This is a genomic window from Streptomyces dioscori, assembly GCF_003024195.1.
GTDB lineage: Bacteria > Actinomycetota > Actinomycetes > Streptomycetales > Streptomycetaceae > Streptomyces > Streptomyces dioscori.
Window position 1 is genome coordinate 289,535 of sequence record NZ_KZ679042.1, and the last position, 16,354, is coordinate 305,888.

Consider the following 16,354-nt stretch of genomic DNA (forward strand, 5'->3'; position numbering starts at 1 on the left):
TCACTCGGACCCGTAGCGCTGCTCCATCGTGGTCCCCAGCATCTCCAGGGAGTCGCGCGGTGTCAGCGCCTCGTCGGCCAGCCGGTCGAGCGTGAGGCGGTACTCCTCGGTCTCGTCGCGGTCCTCAAGGAAGTGCGCGCTTCTGATGTGTTCCAGGTAGACGACGTCCGGCAGGTCGAGTCCGCCGAACCGCAGATAGGTGATCGGTATGGCGGGCGCCGAGGCGTTCGTCACGTCCAGCGGCACGATCTGCAGGACGACGTGGGGCCGTTGAGCCATCTCGACGAGGTGGGCGAGCTGCTCACGCATGGCTTCCCGGCTGCCGAGGACACGCAGCAGCACGGACTCGTCGATGATCGCCCACAGTTGCGGGGCGTCCTCGCGATGCAGCAACTGGGCGCGGCGCATCCGCAGTTCGACCCTGCGGTGCACCTCGGCGGCCGGTGCGTTCGGCAGGCCCCGTTCCACCACGGCCCGGGTGTACGCCGGCGTCTGCAGCAGGCCGGGTACGTACTGGATCTCGAAGGTCCGGATGGCGGCGGCCGCCTCCTGCAGGCCGACGAGCCGCTCGAACCATTCGGGCATGAGGCGCTTGTCGTACCGCTGCCACCAGCCCGGCTCGCCGGCCCGGTGCAGCAGTTTGAGGAGCACCGAGCCCTCGTACTCATCGGTGCCGTAGAGCCGTAGCAAGGCGCGTACATCGGTCTCGGTCGGTGGCTTGCGGCCCTTGCCCGACTCGATGCGGGAGAGCTTGGCCCCGCTGAAGCCCAGGGAGCGCGCGGCCTGGTCCTGAGCGAGGCCGGCGTCCTCCCGGAATCCCGAGAGCTGGACGCCGACCAGCATCTTCAGCAGAGTCGGAGCCGGCTCGGCACGCTCCAGATAGGATTCGAGCCGTGCGACGCGCGGCGACTCGGCGACCATCTTCGACTCCCCCGCAATCCGGCACAAGGACGGCAACAGTATCGCACCGGACCGCCCGGCATCCCATCCCCCGTCAGTGGTCGGGGAGTTGGGCGGCCGATCTGCGGCTCACAGCAGGTGGTCGAACTCGCCGTCCTTGGCTCCCGCCAGGAAAGCCGCCAGTTCCGCGGACGTGTAGACGAGCGCGGGCCCCTCAGGATCACGGGAGTTGCGCACGGCGATGCCCCCGTCGATCCGGGCGACCTCGACGCAGTTTCCCTCGGCATTGCTGTGGCGGCTCTTGGTCCAGCTGACGTCCAGCGAGCTGGCCCGTATCCCGTTCTCCACCTGTGGCACCGCTTCTCCTTGCCGTTCCCGTTGTTGCCCTGCGCCGCATCGGTCCGGCAGCCCGGCTGCCATCGACCAAGCGTCTTCGGCCAAACTTCACGCAATTTCGCGTGCAATTGCACGCGACCGTGTTCAGTGTGGATAATAACTGCAGCGCCGACAACCCCAGCCAGGACATTGCGTCCTGACGTCACTTCAGGGAGATGACGTGTTGTCACCTGCGCGTCCGGAGTCCTCGTCGCTGCGGCCGACCGCAGCGCCGGCAGAAGGCCTGGGCAGGTTCACCGGGCTTTTGGCGCGACCGCCTCTGATGGCCGGCGGGGCAGTCGCGTCGGAAGTCGCACACATCCGTGAACAACCGGGGCGCGGTACGTCCCTTCGGATCCCCGCTCCGGACGGATGCGCCGCCCTCGCCAGTCAACCGATACGACACGCCGGAAAGGCCTGACGCCATGCATAGCGTTCCGCCGCAGCAGCCGAGGACCGGGCAGCGAGGGCACGAACTGGCCCGGACAGGAGCGGCGTCGACCACGCCGCTGACCGCCATGAGCCACATCGCGTGGAGCGAGATGCGGGACTCCACGGGCTGCGCCACCGCCATCCCCCTGCTCCTCAGCAGTGTCGCCTGGGGGGACGCGGAGACCGCGGCGGCGGCGCTCAAGGAACTGCGCGAACGGGTCTGCCAGTACGGCTTCGTCGTGGAGCAGGCGACCGCCGCCACGGTCCCCTTCCTCTGGGAACTCGCACAGCTGCCCCAGGTGACGTGCCGGGCGTCGATCCTGCAGCTGCTCAAGAACATCGCCGACACCCGGCAGTGGGAGAGCATCGCGGACGCCTATCCGAAGCTGCTCAACCACCGCGAGAACCCCGCCGCGTGGGAGCGCGCGGCGCGAGAAGCCGTCCATGCCCATCAGGACGCGCTCGACGTGCTGGAGTCCGAGGACGACACGGAGATCGCGCACGCCACGACGGAACTCGCGCGCACGCTGGGCAGACAGACCTGCTGAACGGGCGGCTCGCTCGGCGGTCAGGTGTACTTCCGGGCCGCCTCGCGTCGCTGCCGCTTGCCCAGCGGGGCCTGTGAGAGGTCCTCGGCGGTGGACCGCAGGTTCTTGAAGCCGTATCCGCGTGCCGTCAGCCACGCCTCGGCCGCCGTCTCGGCCCGTTCGCTCGCGTCGAGGATGTCCTCCTCCTCTTCCCCCGTGTCCACGAAGCGGAAGGTGAAGGCGGACCGGGCGGCGATGTCGTAGCTCAGATGCCCTTCCGGGGTGAAGGCCGCGCGCAGCACGTCGTGCTCGGCGGCGTCGGCCAGCAGGGCGGCCCGCTGATCGGCGCCGAGCCCGTCGAAGACGCCTCGAACGGTGATACGGAAGGTACGAGTGCTCATCGGGCGACCTTAACGAGCCGGGCGGGCAGCGCTCCACCGCATTTTCCGAGCGCTGCCCGTGACGTCCGCGGACTCAGGAGGCCTCCACGGCCGCCTTGATGCGCTGTCCGAAAGCAGGGGCGTCCTTGCGCGCCGCGCCACCGGCGAGAGGCAGCAGCAGCTTGCCGATGCCGTGCCCCTCCAGCACGTTGAAGATACGGACACGGGTTCCGCCGCTCGGCGTCGCTTCCAGGTCGTAACCGCCGTCGGCCGCGGTGACCAGGTTCCGCGACCGCTCGCTCCAGCGGATCCTGCTCGGGGAGACGAGTTCGGTGATCTCGAACTCCCGGCCCGTCTTCATACCGGCGTCCTTCACGGTGCTGCGGAAGACCGTGCCGACGGCCGTCGGGCCTTCCGGCTTCTTCTCGATCTTCTGTACACGGGGACTGAACTTCGGATCGTTCGTGCCGTCGGCGAGGAAGGCGAAGACCTCGTCGATCGGACGGTCGATGTCGACAGTGGCCTCGAACTGGGTACCCATGGGCTCTCCCGGGAATGTCGGTGGCCGGCGGCAGGTGGTCGGCGCTGCCGGGGCCGCGGGTCCACACGTCAGAACAGGCGAACCAACCATACGCCGCCGCGCACGACCAGGCAGGCACAACAGGACAGGCATGTCCTTGTCATTTCTCTGGACAGCCGCCGTACGCCGTGCTGTGATGCCGCAAGCCTACTTTCCAACGTTGTACAGCCTCTGTTCCGCCGCTCACGGCCGACGTCCGAGCATCCTCCACGGCAGCCGTCGGTGGCCACTTCCTCTCCCCCAACAGGAAGCAGTGACATGCCGATCAACAGACGCCACCTGCTGCGCACCGGCACCCTCGCGCTCGGTGCGGGCGCACCCCTGATGAACACCGGACCCGTCGCCGCCGCGCCCCGGGCAGCCGCCGCCACATCTCCGGGGACCGCCGGCGCGGCCGCCGAGGTGACCGCCGACGCCTTCCTCCGGCTGAAGCCGGGCAGCATCGTCCCGCGCGGCTGGCTGGCCGGTCAGCTGCGGCTCCAGCTGGACGGACTCTGCGGCCGCCTCACCGAGAAGTCCCACTTCCTGGACTTCGCCACCAGCGGCTGGGTCCACCCCGAGAACAACGCCTGGGAGGAACTGCCGTACTGGCTGCGCGGTTACGTGCCGCTGTCCGTCGCCACCCGGGACACCGCCGCGCTGGACCGGGCGCGGCGCTGGATCGACGCGATCCTCACCACCCAGCAGAGCGACGGCTTCTTCGGGCCGCGCGCACTGCGGACCGCACTCAACGGCGGCCCCGACTTCTGGCCCTTCCTTCCCCTCCTCCAAGCACTGCGCAGCTTCGAGGAGTTCACCGGCGACACCCGTGTCGTGCCCTTCCTCACCCGGTTCCTGCGGTACATGAACACGCAGGGCAAGGGCGCCTTCGACACCAGCTGGGTGTCGCAGCGGTGGGGCGACTGCATGGACATCGCCCTGTGGCTGTATCGCCGGACACCCGAGCCCTTCCTCCTCGACCTGGTCGACAAGATGCACACATGGGGTGCCGACTGGACCGGTGCGCTGCCGAACGCTCACAACGTCAACATCGCGCAGGGGTTCCGCGAACCGGCCCAGTACGCGCAGCGCTCCGGCTCGGCCGACCACACCCGCGCCAGCTATCGCACGTACACGGAACTCCTCGCGGCACACGGCCAGTTCGCCGGTGGCGGCTTCGCCGGTGACGAGAACATCCGTCCCGGTTTCGGCGATCCACGGCAGGGCTTCGAGACCTGCGGGGTCGTCGAGTTCATGGCCAGCCACGAACTGCTCACGCGCGTCACCGGCGACCCCCTGTGGGCCGACCGGTGCGAGGAGCTGGCCTTCAACATGCTGCCCGCGTCCCTGGACCCGGACGGCAAGGGCGTGCACTACGTGACCAGCGCCAACAGCGTCGACCTGGACAACTCCCGCAAGACGCAAGGGCAGTTCCAGAACGGCTTCGCCATGCAGTCCTTCCAGCCCGGCATCGACCAGTACCGCTGCTGCCCGCACAACTACGGCATGGGATGGCCCTACTTCGCCGAGGAACTCTGGCTGGGCACACCGGACGGCGGCCTCGCCGCGGCCATGTACGCCGCCTGCCAGGTCACGACGGAGGTGGCCGGGGGCACCTCCGTCACCGTCACCGAGACCACGGACTATCCGTTCGGCGAGACGGTCGACTTCACCGTCTCCACACCGCGTTCCGTCCGCTTCCCTCTCCTGCTGCGCATACCGGGCTGGTGCGCGGCGCCCCGGCTCCAGGTCAACGGCAAGAGCGTGCCGGCGCGGAGCGGACCGGCCTTCGTACGGGTGGACCGCACCTGGGCCGACGGCGACCGTGTCTCCCTGCGCCTGCCGCAGAGCACGACCGTGCACACCTGGCCCGGAAACCGGGACTCGGTCAGCGTGAGCCACGGTCCGCTCACCTACGCGCTGCGCATCGGTGAGCGATACGTCCGCTACGGCGGCGACACGACCTTCCCCGAGTACGAGGTCCATGCCACGACCCCCTGGAACTACGGGCTGGTGCCCGGCGGAGGTCTGGTGGTGAAGCGCGCTTCGGGGCCGGTGTCCGCCAACCCGTTCACGCAGTCGGCCACTCCCGTCTCGATCACCGCCGACGCACGCCGTGTCCCCGAGTGGATCGCCGACGACGAGCACGTGGTGGCTCCGCTGCAGCAGAGCCCGGCCCGGTCGGCGGGTGCGGTGGAGCAGGTCACGCTGATCCCCATGGGCGCGGCCCGGCTCCGCATCGCGTCGTTCCCGACCGCCTCCCCCGACGGGACACCCTGGCAGCCCGAGGCCCCGTACCGGCGGATCCGTAACAAGCACAGCGGGAAGGTGCTCGCAGTGGACGGCATGTCCACCGAGAACAGCGCCCACGTGGTGCAGTTCGACAACTCGGGGACCGGGGACCATGCCTGGCAGGTCGTGGGCCGGGGTGACGGGTGGTCCCTGATCCGCAACGGCCACAGCGGGAAGGTTTTGGGCGTCGACCTGATGTCGACACAGAACAGCGCGCACGTCGTCCAGTTCGAGGACAACGGCACCGACGACCACCTGTGGCAGTTCGTCGACGCGGGGAGCGGCTGGTTCCTGATCCGCAACAAGCACAGCGGGAAGGTATTGGGCGTGGACGGTATGTCCACCCAGAACAGCGCCCATGTCGTCCAATTCGAGGACAACGGCACCGACGACCACCTGTGGCAGTTCGCCTGACCGGCACACCCGCCGATTCCGAGCGGTTCAAAAGAGAACCGCTCGGCTCCGCGCGCCGTCTTGATGGTCGAGGCGGAACTGAGACGAGAGATGACTCGTGGGGCCGCCGAGGCACATGTGTGTTCACAGGAAAGGCTGTTGAGTGGTGTTAGTGGATCAGAGGACGAGACGGATCAGCTCGATCGCGGGAGCGACGCTGGCGGCGGTCGTGGCTCTCGGAGGATGTTCGAGCGACTCGGACTCCGACTCGAAGAAGAAGTCGAACGCGAGCGCGTCGCCCGCGGCCGACGAGAAGAAGCCGGACTCGGACGCCTCGGCGTCGTCACCGGCCTCGGCCGCCGACCAGTCCACCCCCGAGGGAGCTGTCGCCGCGTGGGTCACCGCGGTCATCAAGCAGCAGCCCAAGGAGGCCTGCCTGGTGATGGCGGAACCGGCCGAGGGCTCGACGCCCGCCAAGGTCGGCAGTGAGGAGACCTGCGGCGACGGCGCGCCCGACCGGAAGCAGATCGACGCGACCGTCAAGCAGCTCGGGGAGTCGTTCACACCCGAGCCGCCCTCCGTGGACCCGAAGGTGGAGGTCGCCAAGGCCGAGGTCACCGGCGACACCGCCGAGTACCCCGCCGACAAGATCACCGTCGACGGACAGACCCTCGAAAAGATCGTCCTGTCCCACTCCACCGGAGTGACGGCGGACCAGCTGGACATCAAGGTCCAGTCCAGCAGGATCGAGGACTCCTGGTACGTGACGAACCTCGACTTCGACATCGGCTAGGACCTGTCGGGCCCACCGTGTGCCCGCCTCATGCCCGCGCCTCCGGTGGCGGGTGCGAGGCGGGCATGCCCGTCTCGTGGAGGCCCCGCGAGGACGGGCGTGCCGCCGAGCCGTGCGGCGGATTCCGTGGGAGCCGGTCCACGACTACGCGATGGCCGATGCGGGAAGGTCGCTTCTGGACAACTGCCCTTCGGAGAAGGAGCACAGGATGCACAACCGGCCCGAAGACATCCCGGCGCAGCCCGAACCGCAGGCGTCGCCTCCACCCGGTTCCACTGCTCCGCCGGCGGACCAGCCGCAGCCGCAGGCACAGGTGCCGCCTCAAGATCAGGCACAAGTGTCGCCTCAGGCACAGGCACACGCACAGGTACCGCCTCAGGCACAAGCACAGGCACACCAGTCGCAGGCCCAGCACCCGCCGTCCTCGCCACCTTCCCCGCCTTCGCCGTCTTCGCCGCCCAGACCCGAGCCCACGATGGTCCCGTACCAGGGCGCACAGCCCCAGAGCGCACAGCCGGCGAACAGCTACGGCTACGGGCCGCCTCCCGCCTTTCCCCCGGCCCAGCAGTACCCGTACGGACCACCACCGGGGTCTCCCCCGCCGCCCGGCGGCAAGGGCACCGCGGGGCGCGCGGTGCTGTGGGCGGCGGTGGGTGCGGTCGTCGCCTCGGCGCTGTGGGCCGGCGGACTCTTCCTCTTCGGCCCGCTCGGCGGTGACCCGGACCTGGCGGGATACCGGGCCAGGGCCAACCTCTGCTCCTCGGTCGACTACGACTCGCTCAGAACCGAGTACACCGAGGAGGACAGCGCGCCCACGCACAACGCGCTGAAGCACAAGGCCATCGATCAGAGCTACTGCAGCATCTCGCTGAAGAAATCCTCGACCTCCTCCTATGCGGACGCGTATCTCTCCGTACAGGTGGATCTCCACAAGGAGACCGACCCCTCCGCCGAGTTCACCGCTCTGTGGTCCGAGTACGGCCAGCGGTACGACGACTACGAGGTGGCGAAGGTGTCCGGCTTCGGTGACGAGGCCTATCTGGTGACCGAGGACACCACGACCGGCTCGGGGGTCGGCGGCAGCCGGGCGGTGATTCTCGCGGTGCGGGACGGCTGGATGACGTACCAGATGAGCTGGAACGTCTACACGACCTCGTACGAGACGAATTCGCCGCCCGAGATAGCCGAGGTCTCGCGGTGGGTGAAGTCCGACACCCGGTCGACCCTGGAGAACCTGCGGTCCGACTGACCGGACGGCGTGCACCATGCGAAGCAGAGTGCTGAACCGGCAGCCCGCGGGGCCTGGTCGCGGCGCCGAGCGCACCGGGCTGCGCGGCGATCCGGGCCCGGCGTTCCGCTCCTGGCGGCCCGGCCCCTTCGCCCGCCTCGCCCAGGCCGGATTCGCCGTCGCCTGCCCCGGCTACCGGCTCAGCGGCGAAGCCGTGCACCCGGCCCAGGTGGACGACCTGTCCGCCGCGCTGGCCTGGCTGCACGTACGGTCCGGTGAACTCGGTCTCGACACCGCCCGAACCGTCCTGTGGGGCGAGTCCGCGGGCGGTCACCTGGCCGCCCTGCTCGCGCTCACCTCCGCCCGCCGCGGCCCCGCCGTCCCGCCCGTGACCGGCTGTGTCACCTGGTACGCCCCCACCGATCTCCTCGCACCCGCCAAGGACCCGGCGGACGGGCACACCTTCGAGGCGATGCTGGTCGGAGGTGCCCCGGCCGACATGCCCGAACGCACCCGGGACGCCAGTCCCGTCCACCATGTCACCGCCGACGCGCCACCCTTCCTCGTCCTGCACGGGACCGAGGACCACATCGTCCCGAGCGACCAGGGCGTACGGCTGGCCGATGCGTTGCGGGAGGCCGGAGTGCCCGCCGACCTGCGGCTGATCGACGGGGCCGATCACCTCTGGCACGGCCTTGCCGAGGCCGAGGTCGAGCGGTGTTTCGCCCTGTCGCTGGATTTCAGCCGGGAGTGCTCCGCCCCTCCGTCCCCCTGACCGCCAGGAGGGGCGGGTTCATCCCTCCGGCCGGGAGGGGCCGGCGGTGTCCGTCCACCCGGCCGACTGCGGCATGAACCTGTTCCCGGCCGCGTGGGCCGCCATGCGGGCGTTGCGGGTCCGCGCCTCGGGGCCGTCCGGCAGGTGGAACTCGTCGCCCGCCCGCGCGGCCCCGGCCTGCACGTTCGTGGCGGTCGCCAGCCGTCGGCGTACGTACCGGTCGAGGGCGTCGGGCACCTCGGCCGGCGTCGCGTCCTTGAGTACGTCGCCGAGCACGGCCGCGTCCATGACGGCCTGGGCCGCGCCCTGGGCCAGGAACGGCACCATCGCATGGGCGCTGTCGCCCAGCAGGGTCACGCGTCCGACGTTCCACCGCTCCAGCGGGGCCCTTGTGTAGATGCCGTAGCGGAGCATCTGCCCGGCTCGTTCCAGGACGCCGAGCACCCGGGAGTCCCAGCCCTCGAACTCGCCCAGTTGCTCGCCCGGTTCGGCCCTCGCGGTCCATGACTCCTGCGTCTGGTCCGCCTCGTCCGCCGTGTGCACGGCCACGACGTTGAGCAGTTCCCCACGACGTACCCAGTAGTGGACGAAGTGGCGGCCCGGTCCCATCCAGACGGCGAGTTCCGGCAGGTCCAGATCGGCCACCTCGGCGGCCGGGAGCAGTGCCCGGTAGGCGGCGGTCTTCGAGAAGAGTGCCTTGTCCGCGCCGAAGAGCCATTGACGGGCCGCGGAGCGGATTCCGTCGGCCGCCACGACCAGGTCGGCGCTCAGGCGTTCGCCGCTCGCCGTGGTGACGTGGGCGGCCCGGTCGTCCTGGTCGATCCCGACGACCGCGGTGTCCAGGCGCACGGAGGCGGACGGCACCGCGGCGGCCAGCGCCTCGTGCAGATCGGCGCGGTGGAGGAGCAGGTAGGGCGCCCCGAACGCGTCCTCGACCTCGTGTCCCAGTCGGTAGCGGCAGACGTCGGTCCCGTCGGACCAGGTGCGGAAGCACACCTCGGAGGGCCGGTACGCCCGCGCGGCGACCTCGTCCAGCAGGCCCAGCCGCCGCAGTACGCGGGTGGCGTTGGGCGCGAGCTGGATACCGGCGCCGATCTCGGTGAACCGCGGTGTCTGCTCGACCAGCGTCACCTCATGGCCGGCCCCGCGCAGGCTCAGCGTCGCCGTCAGTCCGCCGATACCCGCTCCCACGACGATCGCCCTCACGCCAGACCCCCGCCTCGGCCCACTCGTCCACGATGTTCGAAGTGGTCCCATTCAAGCGTCAGTTGACGGCCCGTCATAGGGGAAATTCGTTGGACAACGCACCGGTCGGCGGCGACCGTTGGCGGAATGCAACAGGCAAAGATCTGGGACGCCGCCACCGCGCGGCGCTACGACACGCCCGGCACCGGTATGTTCGCGCCTCAGACGCTGGGGCCGACCGTGGACCGTCTCGCCCACCTCGCGGGGGAAGGGGCGGCTCTTGAGTTCGCCATCGGCACGGGCAGAGTGGCCGTCCCGCTCGCCGAGCGGGGAGTCCCCGTCACCGGCATCGAGCTGTCACCGCCGATGGTGGAGCAACTGCGCGGCAAGGCCGACGAGGCGACGATTCCCGTGGTCATCGGGGACATGGCGACGACCGCCGTGCCGGGTGAGTACAGCCTGGTCTATCTCGTGTTCAACACGATCTCGAACCTCCTCAGCCAGGCGGAGCAGGTCGAGTGCTTCCGCAATGCCGCCCGCCATCTCACACCCGGCGGGCGGTTCGTGATCGAGCTGTGGGTACCCGAGCTGCGCAAGCTCCCGCCGGGGCAGGCGGCCACCGTCTGGCAGGCCAGCTCCGACTACATCGGCCTGGACACGTACGACGTCCTGCGTCAGCACGTCGTCTCGCACCACTTCCGGTTCGACGAGAGCGAGCAGGCGCAGCTGTTCCGCAGTCCGCACCGTTACATCTGGCCGGCCGAGCTCGACCTCATGGCCCAACTGGCCGGTTTCGAAATGGAGTCGAGGCACGCGGACTGGGACGGCACGGAGTTCACCGCCGACTCGCGCTCCCATGTCTCCGTGTACCGGCTCCCGCCGTCCCGGTAGATACCGCATCGCCCCCGTACCGCCCCTGACAGGTGTCAGGGGCGGTACGGCCGGGTTGCCTTCTAGCCTTGCGCGCGTCATGACCGGCGGTCCAGCCGGTTCAGCCGGTCCAGCCGCAAGGAGCTTCATATATCTGCACACCCGTACGGCCGACGACATGCAGAAGAACCCGCACCACGCGGAACCCGGGCCTCAGCAGTGGTTGGAGACGTTGCCCGTCTCGTTGCCCTGAAGCAGTCCGCCCCAGATCCAGTTGTCGTCCGACAGGAGAACCCACTTGTCGTGGTAGACGCCGTTGGCGTTGACGAAGCCGCCTTCGCTCCAGCACACGGCGGTGAGGTTCTGATTCGCCGCGACGGCGTAGGCGATGCTGTAGCCGGTGCTCGGCCCGATCCGCACATTGCCGTTGATCCAGGTCGTGACCGTCTGGGCCTGGACGCCCGCGCTCTGGGAGGTGGACCGCTCGACCGGCCGGTGTTCCGCCGCGAAGGCCGGAGCGGCCATGCCGGCCATCGCCATGACCCCCGCCGCTGCCACGATCATGAGCTTGGTCATCGGCCGCGAACTCTGCTTCTGCATTTCCTTGTCTCCCTCATCTGCACCGGGAGTCCCCCGGGGCGGGTGGCGTCCCTCGTGATCTCAGCGTCGCCTGCCGTGGGCCGGCTCTCCAGCTCTGCGAACTTCTTCGAAACGTCGATGGACACGCCCGCCGTGCGGTATCGGCTTCGGGAGGGACGGTCGGGCCGGCACGGGAGCGTCACGGCACATCGGTACAGGACGGTCGTCGTTCCACAGGAGGTCCTCGTTGGCGGGCAGTCGTCTCTTTCTCGGCCCCCTGGACCAGGTGCACGTCGAGGTGGGGCGAGTCCCCGGTGCCTCTGTCTTCCCCGTGCTGAGCGAGGTGCTGGGCGGCGCACGGCACGGCGTGCCCAGGCGCTGGCGGGACGCGGTCGGTTCCTCCCTCCCGCCCGCGGCGGACACCCTGCGTCCGCTGTTCGGTCCCGGATCCGGCTGGATCCCCGACCTCCTGACGCTGACCGGCGACGTCCGTGCCACGGACATGCGGTCGGTGCTCACCGAGTTGCGGGAGGCCGACGGGCGGAGTCTCGCGGCCGAGGTGGCGCTGCACCACGGCGATGCGGTGCCCCGGGGCTGGCAGCGGGTGCTGGACGACCCCGCGGGGTTCCTCGGCACCTACCTGGACGTGGTGCAGGCGGCCTGGCGGCAGCTCGAACCGCTGTGGGTCCGGGCCGACGCGCTGCTGGGCAAGGAGACGGAACGGGTGGGTTCCGCGGTGGTCAGCCGGAACCTCGACGGGGTGCTGACCGGGCTGAGCCCGAGGATCGGTTACGCGGACGGGGCGCTGGAACTGCCGTCGTGCGGGGTGGAGCGCTTCGAACTGGGCGGCCGGCGCCTGGTGCTGATCCCCGTGGTCTGCGGCACCGCGCCCTCCCTGTACAGCCTCGACCGGGACGACGTGGTGTGGTTCGGTTACCCGTTGCCGGGAGCGGGGCGACTCGGGCCGCCGGAGGTGAGTGCCCCGTGCAAGGACGACCTGGTTCAGTTGCTGGGACCGGTCAGGGCGGGCGTGCTCCGCTCGGTGCAGCCGCCCGCGACGGTCAGTGAACTGGCCCGGCTGCTCAACATGGGCGCCAGCACCATCACCTACCACTGCGAGCAGTTGAAGGCGGCGGGTCTGTTGCAGCGGGAGCGCTACGGCCGGGAGGTGCGCCAGCGGCTGACCGGCCGGGGCGCGGCACTGGTGGACCTGCTCTCCCGGCCCGCCGCGTGACCCCTCCGGGCCGGCTCACGCCTTCAGGGGTTCCTGAGCCGCCAGGGCTTCCCGGACCGCCGGACCGTCAGGGATTCACCAGATGCAGTTGGGTTCCCGAGGCGCGTACGCCCTCGGCCGCGGCGTCGGCCAGCGCGCTGTCCGTGATGATCGTGTCGAAGGCGCTGAGGGCGGCCACCCGGTACTTGCCGAAGGTGCCGAACTTCGAGGAGCCCGCGACGAGCACGGAGGTGCCCGTGCACTCCATGGCCGTCTGTTTGACCTCCACCTTGAGGTCGGAGGGAGTGGTCACACCGCGCAGGAGGTCCCAGGAGCTGGTGCTGATGAAGGCCAGGTCGAGGGCGAGTTGGCGCAGGACGGTGGCGGCGAGCCGGCCGACGCTGGAGCGGTTGGCGGACTCCACCTTCCCGCCGACGTGGATGAGGTCGAGGTGGGGAGCAGCGGCCATCAACTGGTCCACGGTGGTGAAGTCGTTGGTGACGACGGTCAGTGCGGTGTGGTCCACGAGGAAGGGGACCATGGCCGACAGGGTCGTACCCGCGTCGAGGTAGACGGTCATGCCGTCCTCGACCAGGTGCGCGGCCTGGGCGGCCATGGCCTGCTTCTCGGGCTGCTCGATGAGCGTCTTGGCCTGATGGCTGGGTTCGCTCTGCAGATGGCTGGCGATCCGGGCGCCGCCCGGTACGGAGAAGACCTGTCCCTGGCGCTCCAGTTCGGCGATGTCCCGGCGGACGGTCATGTGCGAGACACCGAGGAGCTGGGTGATCTGCTGGACACTGAGCACTCCGTCACGGCGCAGGTGCTTCAGCAACTGCTCACGCCGCTGGTCGGGAATCAGCGGGAGGGAGCGGTCCTCGGCCATCGTCGATGGTCCTTCCTGTCGTCCACCAAGACTGGTCTCACCGGCTCGCCCGTCAGCTGCCGACGAACGTGCTCAGGAGCAATACTCCACCCAGGCTGAGCAGTGACTGCAGGGACAGCATCAGTGTCCAGGTCCGGAAGGTCTGGGACACCGAGAGCTGGAAGTACTCCTTGAAGAGCCAGAAACCCGAGTCGTTGACGTGGGACAGCATCACGGCGCCGGATGCGCTGGCCAGCACCATCAGTTCGGGAGAGAGCCCCGGGTACGCGCCGAGCAGCGGCGCGACGATACCGGTGGCCGCGGCGGTCGCGACCGTCGCCGAGCCCAGGCAGATCCGCAGCAGCGCGGCGACGAGCCAGGCGAGCAGCAGCGGGGGTATCGACCAGTCCACGGCGTAGTCCGAGATGAGCTTGTCGATGCCGGTGGCGGTCAGCATGGCCTTGAGGCCGCCGCCCGCGCCGAGGATCAGGACGATGCCGCCGACCGGGCCCAGGCCCTTGCCCGCCATCTTCTGGAGTTGTCCGAGGCCGAAGCCGGAGCGGACGCCCAGGGCGAAGAAGGCGAACACGACGGCTGCCAGCAGGGACAGCACGGAGGAGTCGCAGGCCTCGAAGAACGCGTACGGCAGGGTGCCCTCGGCCGTGTGGGAGGTGCCGACCGTGCCGATGAGCATGAGGACCGGCGGCAGGAGGACCGTGATGAGCGCCAGGGTGAAGGAGGCGGGCCTGCGCTGGTTCTCGGGCAGCGGCTCGGGTTCGGGTACGGGGCCCTTGTCGAGGTCGGGGGCGGGTCCGAACCAGCGGCTGGCGACCTTGGTGAGCAGCGGCCCGCTGATGACGGCGATCGGGATGCCGATGATCAGGCCGTACATGATGGTCAGGCCGGTGTTGGCGCCGTAGGCGGAGACGGCGAGGGTCGGTGAGGGGTGCGGGGGCAGCAGGCCGTGCGAGATGTAGAGGCCGGCGGCCATCGGCAGTCCGACGTACAGCAGATGGGTGCCGGTGCGCTTGGCGACCGCGTACACCAGCGGTACGAGCATCACGAAGCTGACGTCGAACAGGTGCGGCATGCCGATGAGGAGGGCCGCCGCGGTGATCGCGGTGGGGATCCACTTGACCGGGCGCGCCCCGATGAACACGGTCGCGATGCGGTCGGCGCCGCCGGAGCCCAGCAGGATGCCGCCGAGGATGGTGCCGAGGCCGATGGTGGGGCCGGTGCTCTTGAGCGCGTCGCCGAAGCCGGTCTGGAAGAACTCGACGGTCTTGCCAGGACCGATCCCGGCGGCGAGTCCGAGGCCGAGCGCGGAGATGCTCAGCGCCAGGAAGGGGTGCAGTTTGGCCTTGGTGATCAGCACGATCAGGACGGCGACGGCCGCCACGCCGAGGAGCAGATGCTGGATGTCCGTGTCCATCAGCCGACCCTCCCGGCAGGCGTGGTGTCGGTGGCGCGGGAGGCGCGGGAGGCGCGGCCCAGGGTCCAGGCCGCCAGCAGGTCCTCGTCGGCGTCGGCGAGGTCGGCCAGGCGGATGAGTTCACCTGCGGCGACCGGGCGGGCGAGCGTGCAGTGGGCGGCGAGGTAGAGCGGGGCGACGTCGGCGGGGGTGTCCTCGTCGCGCAGCAGCACTGCCTGTACGTCGGTCACGTCGTGGTGGTGGCCGCCCATGGCCAGGACGGTCCCGGCGGGCAGGTCCTGCTGGGCGCGGCCGGCGAGCGCCGCGTGGGCGCGCGGGTCCGTGCCTCCGGAGGGGCGGTGGTGCAGGACCGCGGACAGCAGGGAGACCGGGGTCTCGACGCCCATGAGGTGGTAGGGCAGGTAGATCGCGGCGTAGCGGCCGTCGCGGCTGACGACATGCCCCTTGCCCCGCAAGGTTTCCCAGGTGACCTGGTCGCCGGTGCGGACCACGACGAACACGCCGCCGGCGAAGGACGCCTCATCGGGCAGCCGCAGCGCGCTGAACACGTCGACGGCTCCGGCGCGGTGGAGCAGTCCGCCGTCCTCGCGCAGGGCGTAGACGTCGGCGAGTTCCGCGATGCGGGCGACCGGGTAGTGCAGGCGCTCGACGTCGGGGCGGAAGCCGGTGTTCGTGGCGACGACGGCCATCTCGCAGTAGTCGGCGGTGGCACCGACCGGCAGCGCGGACACCGCCTGTGCGCGGGCGGCGAGGGTGGCACGCGTGTCGTCGCCGAGGGAGAGGAGCGCGGCGAGTTCCGGCGCGGGAACGGTGGTGTCGAGCTGGGTGACCGTGCCCCGGTCGGGGTCGAGGACGAGGTCGTACTCGCTGGACTTGCCGATGGCCACGATGTCGAGGCCGAGCAGCTCGGCCCAGGTCACGAGGCCGATGAGGTTGGCGGGCTGGTCGCCGTCCGCGGTCGTGTAGACGACACCGTTGTCCTTCGCCAGGTCGGCGAGGTGGAGGCCCGCGACGGAGTCGACCTCCTTGCTGACCATGGCGACGTGCCGGCCGTCGGTGAGCGCCTCGCGTGCCATCGCGTAGCCGTCGGCGGGGCTGCCGGTGGCTTCGACGAGGATGTCCCAGGGGGCGGCGGACAGCAGTGAGCCGCCCTGGACGAGGGCGATGTGCCCGGCCCGCGCGGCGGCGGCCACCTCGTCCGCCGTGGTGCAGACGTCGAGGTCGGAGGCGCTGTATCCGAGCTCCAGGAGCATCGCGTGCAGCCGGGGTACGTCGCGGTCGCACAGGACGGCGGGGTCCAGCCCGGGGATGCGGGGCGTCTGCGCCAGCAGGGTCCGGGCGAAGCCGCCGCCCGCTCCGGACAGTGCGTAGCGCACGGTCCGGCTGCCGGTGTCGGCGAACAGATGGTGCAAGTTCATGGACCCTCCTGGATGACGAGCGCGATGCGCTGCTCGTTAACAAGATGTATCAGCAGATCCCATCCACGTAAAGTCTGTTAACATTTTTTCACAAGCCCTGGTCACGACCACCGGTCACGACCCCTGGTCGCGTCGAACAGG

16 protein-coding genes are annotated in these 16,354 nt (G+C 70.0%); 7 read left to right on the forward strand and 9 right to left on the reverse strand.

The genetic code is table 11. The annotated features are described in order from the left end of the window. Both C6Y14_RS15180 and C6Y14_RS15185 read right to left on the reverse strand, forming a co-directional pair. A complete protein-coding gene (locus tag C6Y14_RS15180; protein WP_107017184.1) occupies positions 1-921 on the reverse strand; it encodes a helix-turn-helix domain-containing protein in 921 nt (306 codons plus the stop codon). A 108-nt stretch (positions 922-1,029) separates the two neighbouring features. Continuing rightward, the gene (locus C6Y14_RS15185) at positions 1,030-1,257 is read right to left on the reverse strand and encodes a DUF397 domain-containing protein (protein ID WP_107017185.1); all 228 of its coding nucleotides are present in this window, start codon (positions 1,255-1,257) and stop codon (positions 1,030-1,032) included. Positions 1,258-1,700: 443 nt separating this feature from the next. Here C6Y14_RS15185 and C6Y14_RS15190 point away from each other — a divergent pair, with 443 nt between their 5' ends. After that, positions 1,701-2,255 (forward strand): hypothetical protein, encoded by a 555-nt coding sequence (locus C6Y14_RS15190; protein WP_107017186.1) that lies wholly within the window; start codon positions 1,701-1,703, stop codon positions 2,253-2,255. Between the two features lie 20 nt (positions 2,256-2,275). Here the strand turns inward: C6Y14_RS15190 and C6Y14_RS15195 are convergent, their stop codons facing one another. Together C6Y14_RS15195 and C6Y14_RS15200 are read right to left on the reverse strand one after the other, a co-directional pair. Then, the gene (locus tag C6Y14_RS15195) at positions 2,276-2,635 is read right to left on the reverse strand and encodes a DUF6204 family protein (RefSeq protein ID WP_107017187.1); all 360 of its coding nucleotides are present in this window, start codon (positions 2,633-2,635) and stop codon (positions 2,276-2,278) included. Between the two features lie 73 nt (positions 2,636-2,708). Beyond that, positions 2,709-3,155 (reverse strand): SRPBCC family protein, encoded by a 447-nt coding sequence (locus tag C6Y14_RS15200; RefSeq protein WP_107017188.1) that lies wholly within the window; start codon positions 3,153-3,155, stop codon positions 2,709-2,711. Positions 3,156-3,452: 297 nt separating this feature from the next. Here C6Y14_RS15200 and C6Y14_RS15205 point away from each other — a divergent pair, with 297 nt between their 5' ends. The 4 genes from C6Y14_RS15205 to C6Y14_RS15225 all read left to right on the forward strand — a co-directional run bounded on the left by C6Y14_RS15205 (position 3,453) and on the right by C6Y14_RS15225 (position 8,654). Then, positions 3,453-5,879 carry a beta-L-arabinofuranosidase domain-containing protein gene (locus tag C6Y14_RS15205; RefSeq protein WP_107017189.1) on the forward strand — a complete coding sequence of 809 codons (2,427 nt, stop codon included), beginning with the start codon at positions 3,453-3,455 and terminating at the stop codon, positions 5,877-5,879. Positions 5,880-6,030: 151 nt separating this feature from the next. Further along, a complete protein-coding gene (locus C6Y14_RS44115) occupies positions 6,031-6,651 on the forward strand; it encodes a hypothetical protein (RefSeq protein WP_159074257.1) in 621 nt (206 codons plus the stop codon). 475 nt (positions 6,652-7,126) lie between these two features. Further along, positions 7,127-7,900 (forward strand): hypothetical protein, encoded by a 774-nt coding sequence (locus C6Y14_RS44525; protein WP_225891092.1) that lies wholly within the window; start codon positions 7,127-7,129, stop codon positions 7,898-7,900. Between the two features lie 16 nt (positions 7,901-7,916). Continuing rightward, positions 7,917-8,654 (forward strand): alpha/beta hydrolase, encoded by a 738-nt coding sequence (locus C6Y14_RS15225; protein ID WP_107017192.1) that lies wholly within the window; start codon positions 7,917-7,919, stop codon positions 8,652-8,654. Between the two features lie 18 nt (positions 8,655-8,672). On the opposite strand, the gene C6Y14_RS15230 is transcribed toward C6Y14_RS15225, so the two are convergent. Further along, positions 8,673-9,860 (reverse strand): FAD-dependent monooxygenase, encoded by a 1,188-nt coding sequence (locus C6Y14_RS15230; RefSeq protein ID WP_107017193.1) that lies wholly within the window; start codon positions 9,858-9,860, stop codon positions 8,673-8,675. 126 nt (positions 9,861-9,986) lie between these two features. On the opposite strand from C6Y14_RS15230, the gene C6Y14_RS15235 reads away from it, so the two are divergent. Continuing rightward, positions 9,987-10,730 carry a class I SAM-dependent DNA methyltransferase gene (locus tag C6Y14_RS15235; protein ID WP_107017194.1) on the forward strand — a complete coding sequence of 248 codons (744 nt, stop codon included), beginning with the start codon at positions 9,987-9,989 and terminating at the stop codon, positions 10,728-10,730. 192 nt (positions 10,731-10,922) lie between these two features. Here the strand turns inward: C6Y14_RS15235 and C6Y14_RS15240 are convergent, their stop codons facing one another. Then, positions 10,923-11,309 carry a hypothetical protein gene (locus tag C6Y14_RS15240; protein ID WP_107017195.1) on the reverse strand — a complete coding sequence of 129 codons (387 nt, stop codon included), beginning with the start codon at positions 11,307-11,309 and terminating at the stop codon, positions 10,923-10,925. A 226-nt stretch (positions 11,310-11,535) separates the two neighbouring features. Here C6Y14_RS15240 and C6Y14_RS15245 point away from each other — a divergent pair, with 226 nt between their 5' ends. Then, complete coding sequence (locus tag C6Y14_RS15245; protein WP_107017196.1) at positions 11,536-12,522, forward strand: ArsR/SmtB family transcription factor; 987 nt, start codon at positions 11,536-11,538, stop codon at positions 12,520-12,522. Positions 12,523-12,589: 67 nt separating this feature from the next. Here the strand turns inward: C6Y14_RS15245 and C6Y14_RS15250 are convergent, their stop codons facing one another. From C6Y14_RS15250 to C6Y14_RS15260, 3 genes are read right to left on the reverse strand one after another with little or no spacing between them, the layout of a single operon-like run. Then, entirely contained in the window at positions 12,590-13,384 is a 795-nt protein-coding gene (locus C6Y14_RS15250; RefSeq protein WP_107017197.1) for a DeoR/GlpR family DNA-binding transcription regulator, read from the reverse strand. Between the two features lie 52 nt (positions 13,385-13,436). Continuing rightward, positions 13,437-14,795, reverse strand: a complete 1,359-nt coding sequence (locus C6Y14_RS15255) for a GntT/GntP/DsdX family permease (protein ID WP_107017198.1) — start codon at positions 14,793-14,795, stop codon at positions 13,437-13,439. Beyond that, positions 14,795-16,213, reverse strand: a complete 1,419-nt coding sequence (locus tag C6Y14_RS15260) for a homoserine dehydrogenase (RefSeq protein ID WP_107017199.1) — start codon at positions 16,211-16,213, stop codon at positions 14,795-14,797. The genes C6Y14_RS15255 and C6Y14_RS15260 overlap by 1 nt, the downstream gene beginning before the upstream one ends. Between the last annotated feature and the right edge of the window lie 141 nt (positions 16,214-16,354).

What these genes read in the sequence shown, in the direction of transcription:
- C6Y14_RS15195 (WP_107017187.1), bottom strand. Translation starts at nt 2,635, where the DNA reads ATGAGCACTCGTACCTTCCGTATCACCGTTCGAGGCGTCTTCGACGGG.
- C6Y14_RS15180 (WP_107017184.1), bottom strand. Translation starts at nt 921, where the DNA reads ATGGTCGCCGAGTCGCCGCGCGTCGCACGGCTCGAATCCTATCTGGAG.
- C6Y14_RS15205 (WP_107017189.1), top strand. Translation starts at nt 3,453, where the DNA reads ATGCCGATCAACAGACGCCACCTGCTGCGCACCGGCACCCTCGCGCTC.
- C6Y14_RS44525 (WP_225891092.1), top strand. Translation starts at nt 7,127, where the DNA reads ATGGTCCCGTACCAGGGCGCACAGCCCCAGAGCGCACAGCCGGCGAAC.
- C6Y14_RS15255 (WP_107017198.1), bottom strand. Translation starts at nt 14,795, where the DNA reads ATGGACACGGACATCCAGCATCTGCTCCTCGGCGTGGCGGCCGTCGCC.
- C6Y14_RS15225 (WP_107017192.1), top strand. Translation starts at nt 7,917, where the DNA reads ATGCGAAGCAGAGTGCTGAACCGGCAGCCCGCGGGGCCTGGTCGCGGC.
- C6Y14_RS15235 (WP_107017194.1), top strand. Translation starts at nt 9,987, where the DNA reads ATGCAACAGGCAAAGATCTGGGACGCCGCCACCGCGCGGCGCTACGAC.
- C6Y14_RS15240 (WP_107017195.1), bottom strand. Translation starts at nt 11,309, where the DNA reads ATGCAGAAGCAGAGTTCGCGGCCGATGACCAAGCTCATGATCGTGGCA.
- C6Y14_RS15250 (WP_107017197.1), bottom strand. Translation starts at nt 13,384, where the DNA reads ATGGCCGAGGACCGCTCCCTCCCGCTGATTCCCGACCAGCGGCGTGAG.
- C6Y14_RS15190 (WP_107017186.1), top strand. Translation starts at nt 1,701, where the DNA reads ATGCATAGCGTTCCGCCGCAGCAGCCGAGGACCGGGCAGCGAGGGCAC.
- C6Y14_RS15200 (WP_107017188.1), bottom strand. Translation starts at nt 3,155, where the DNA reads ATGGGTACCCAGTTCGAGGCCACTGTCGACATCGACCGTCCGATCGAC.
- C6Y14_RS15260 (WP_107017199.1), bottom strand. Translation starts at nt 16,213, where the DNA reads ATGAACTTGCACCATCTGTTCGCCGACACCGGCAGCCGGACCGTGCGC.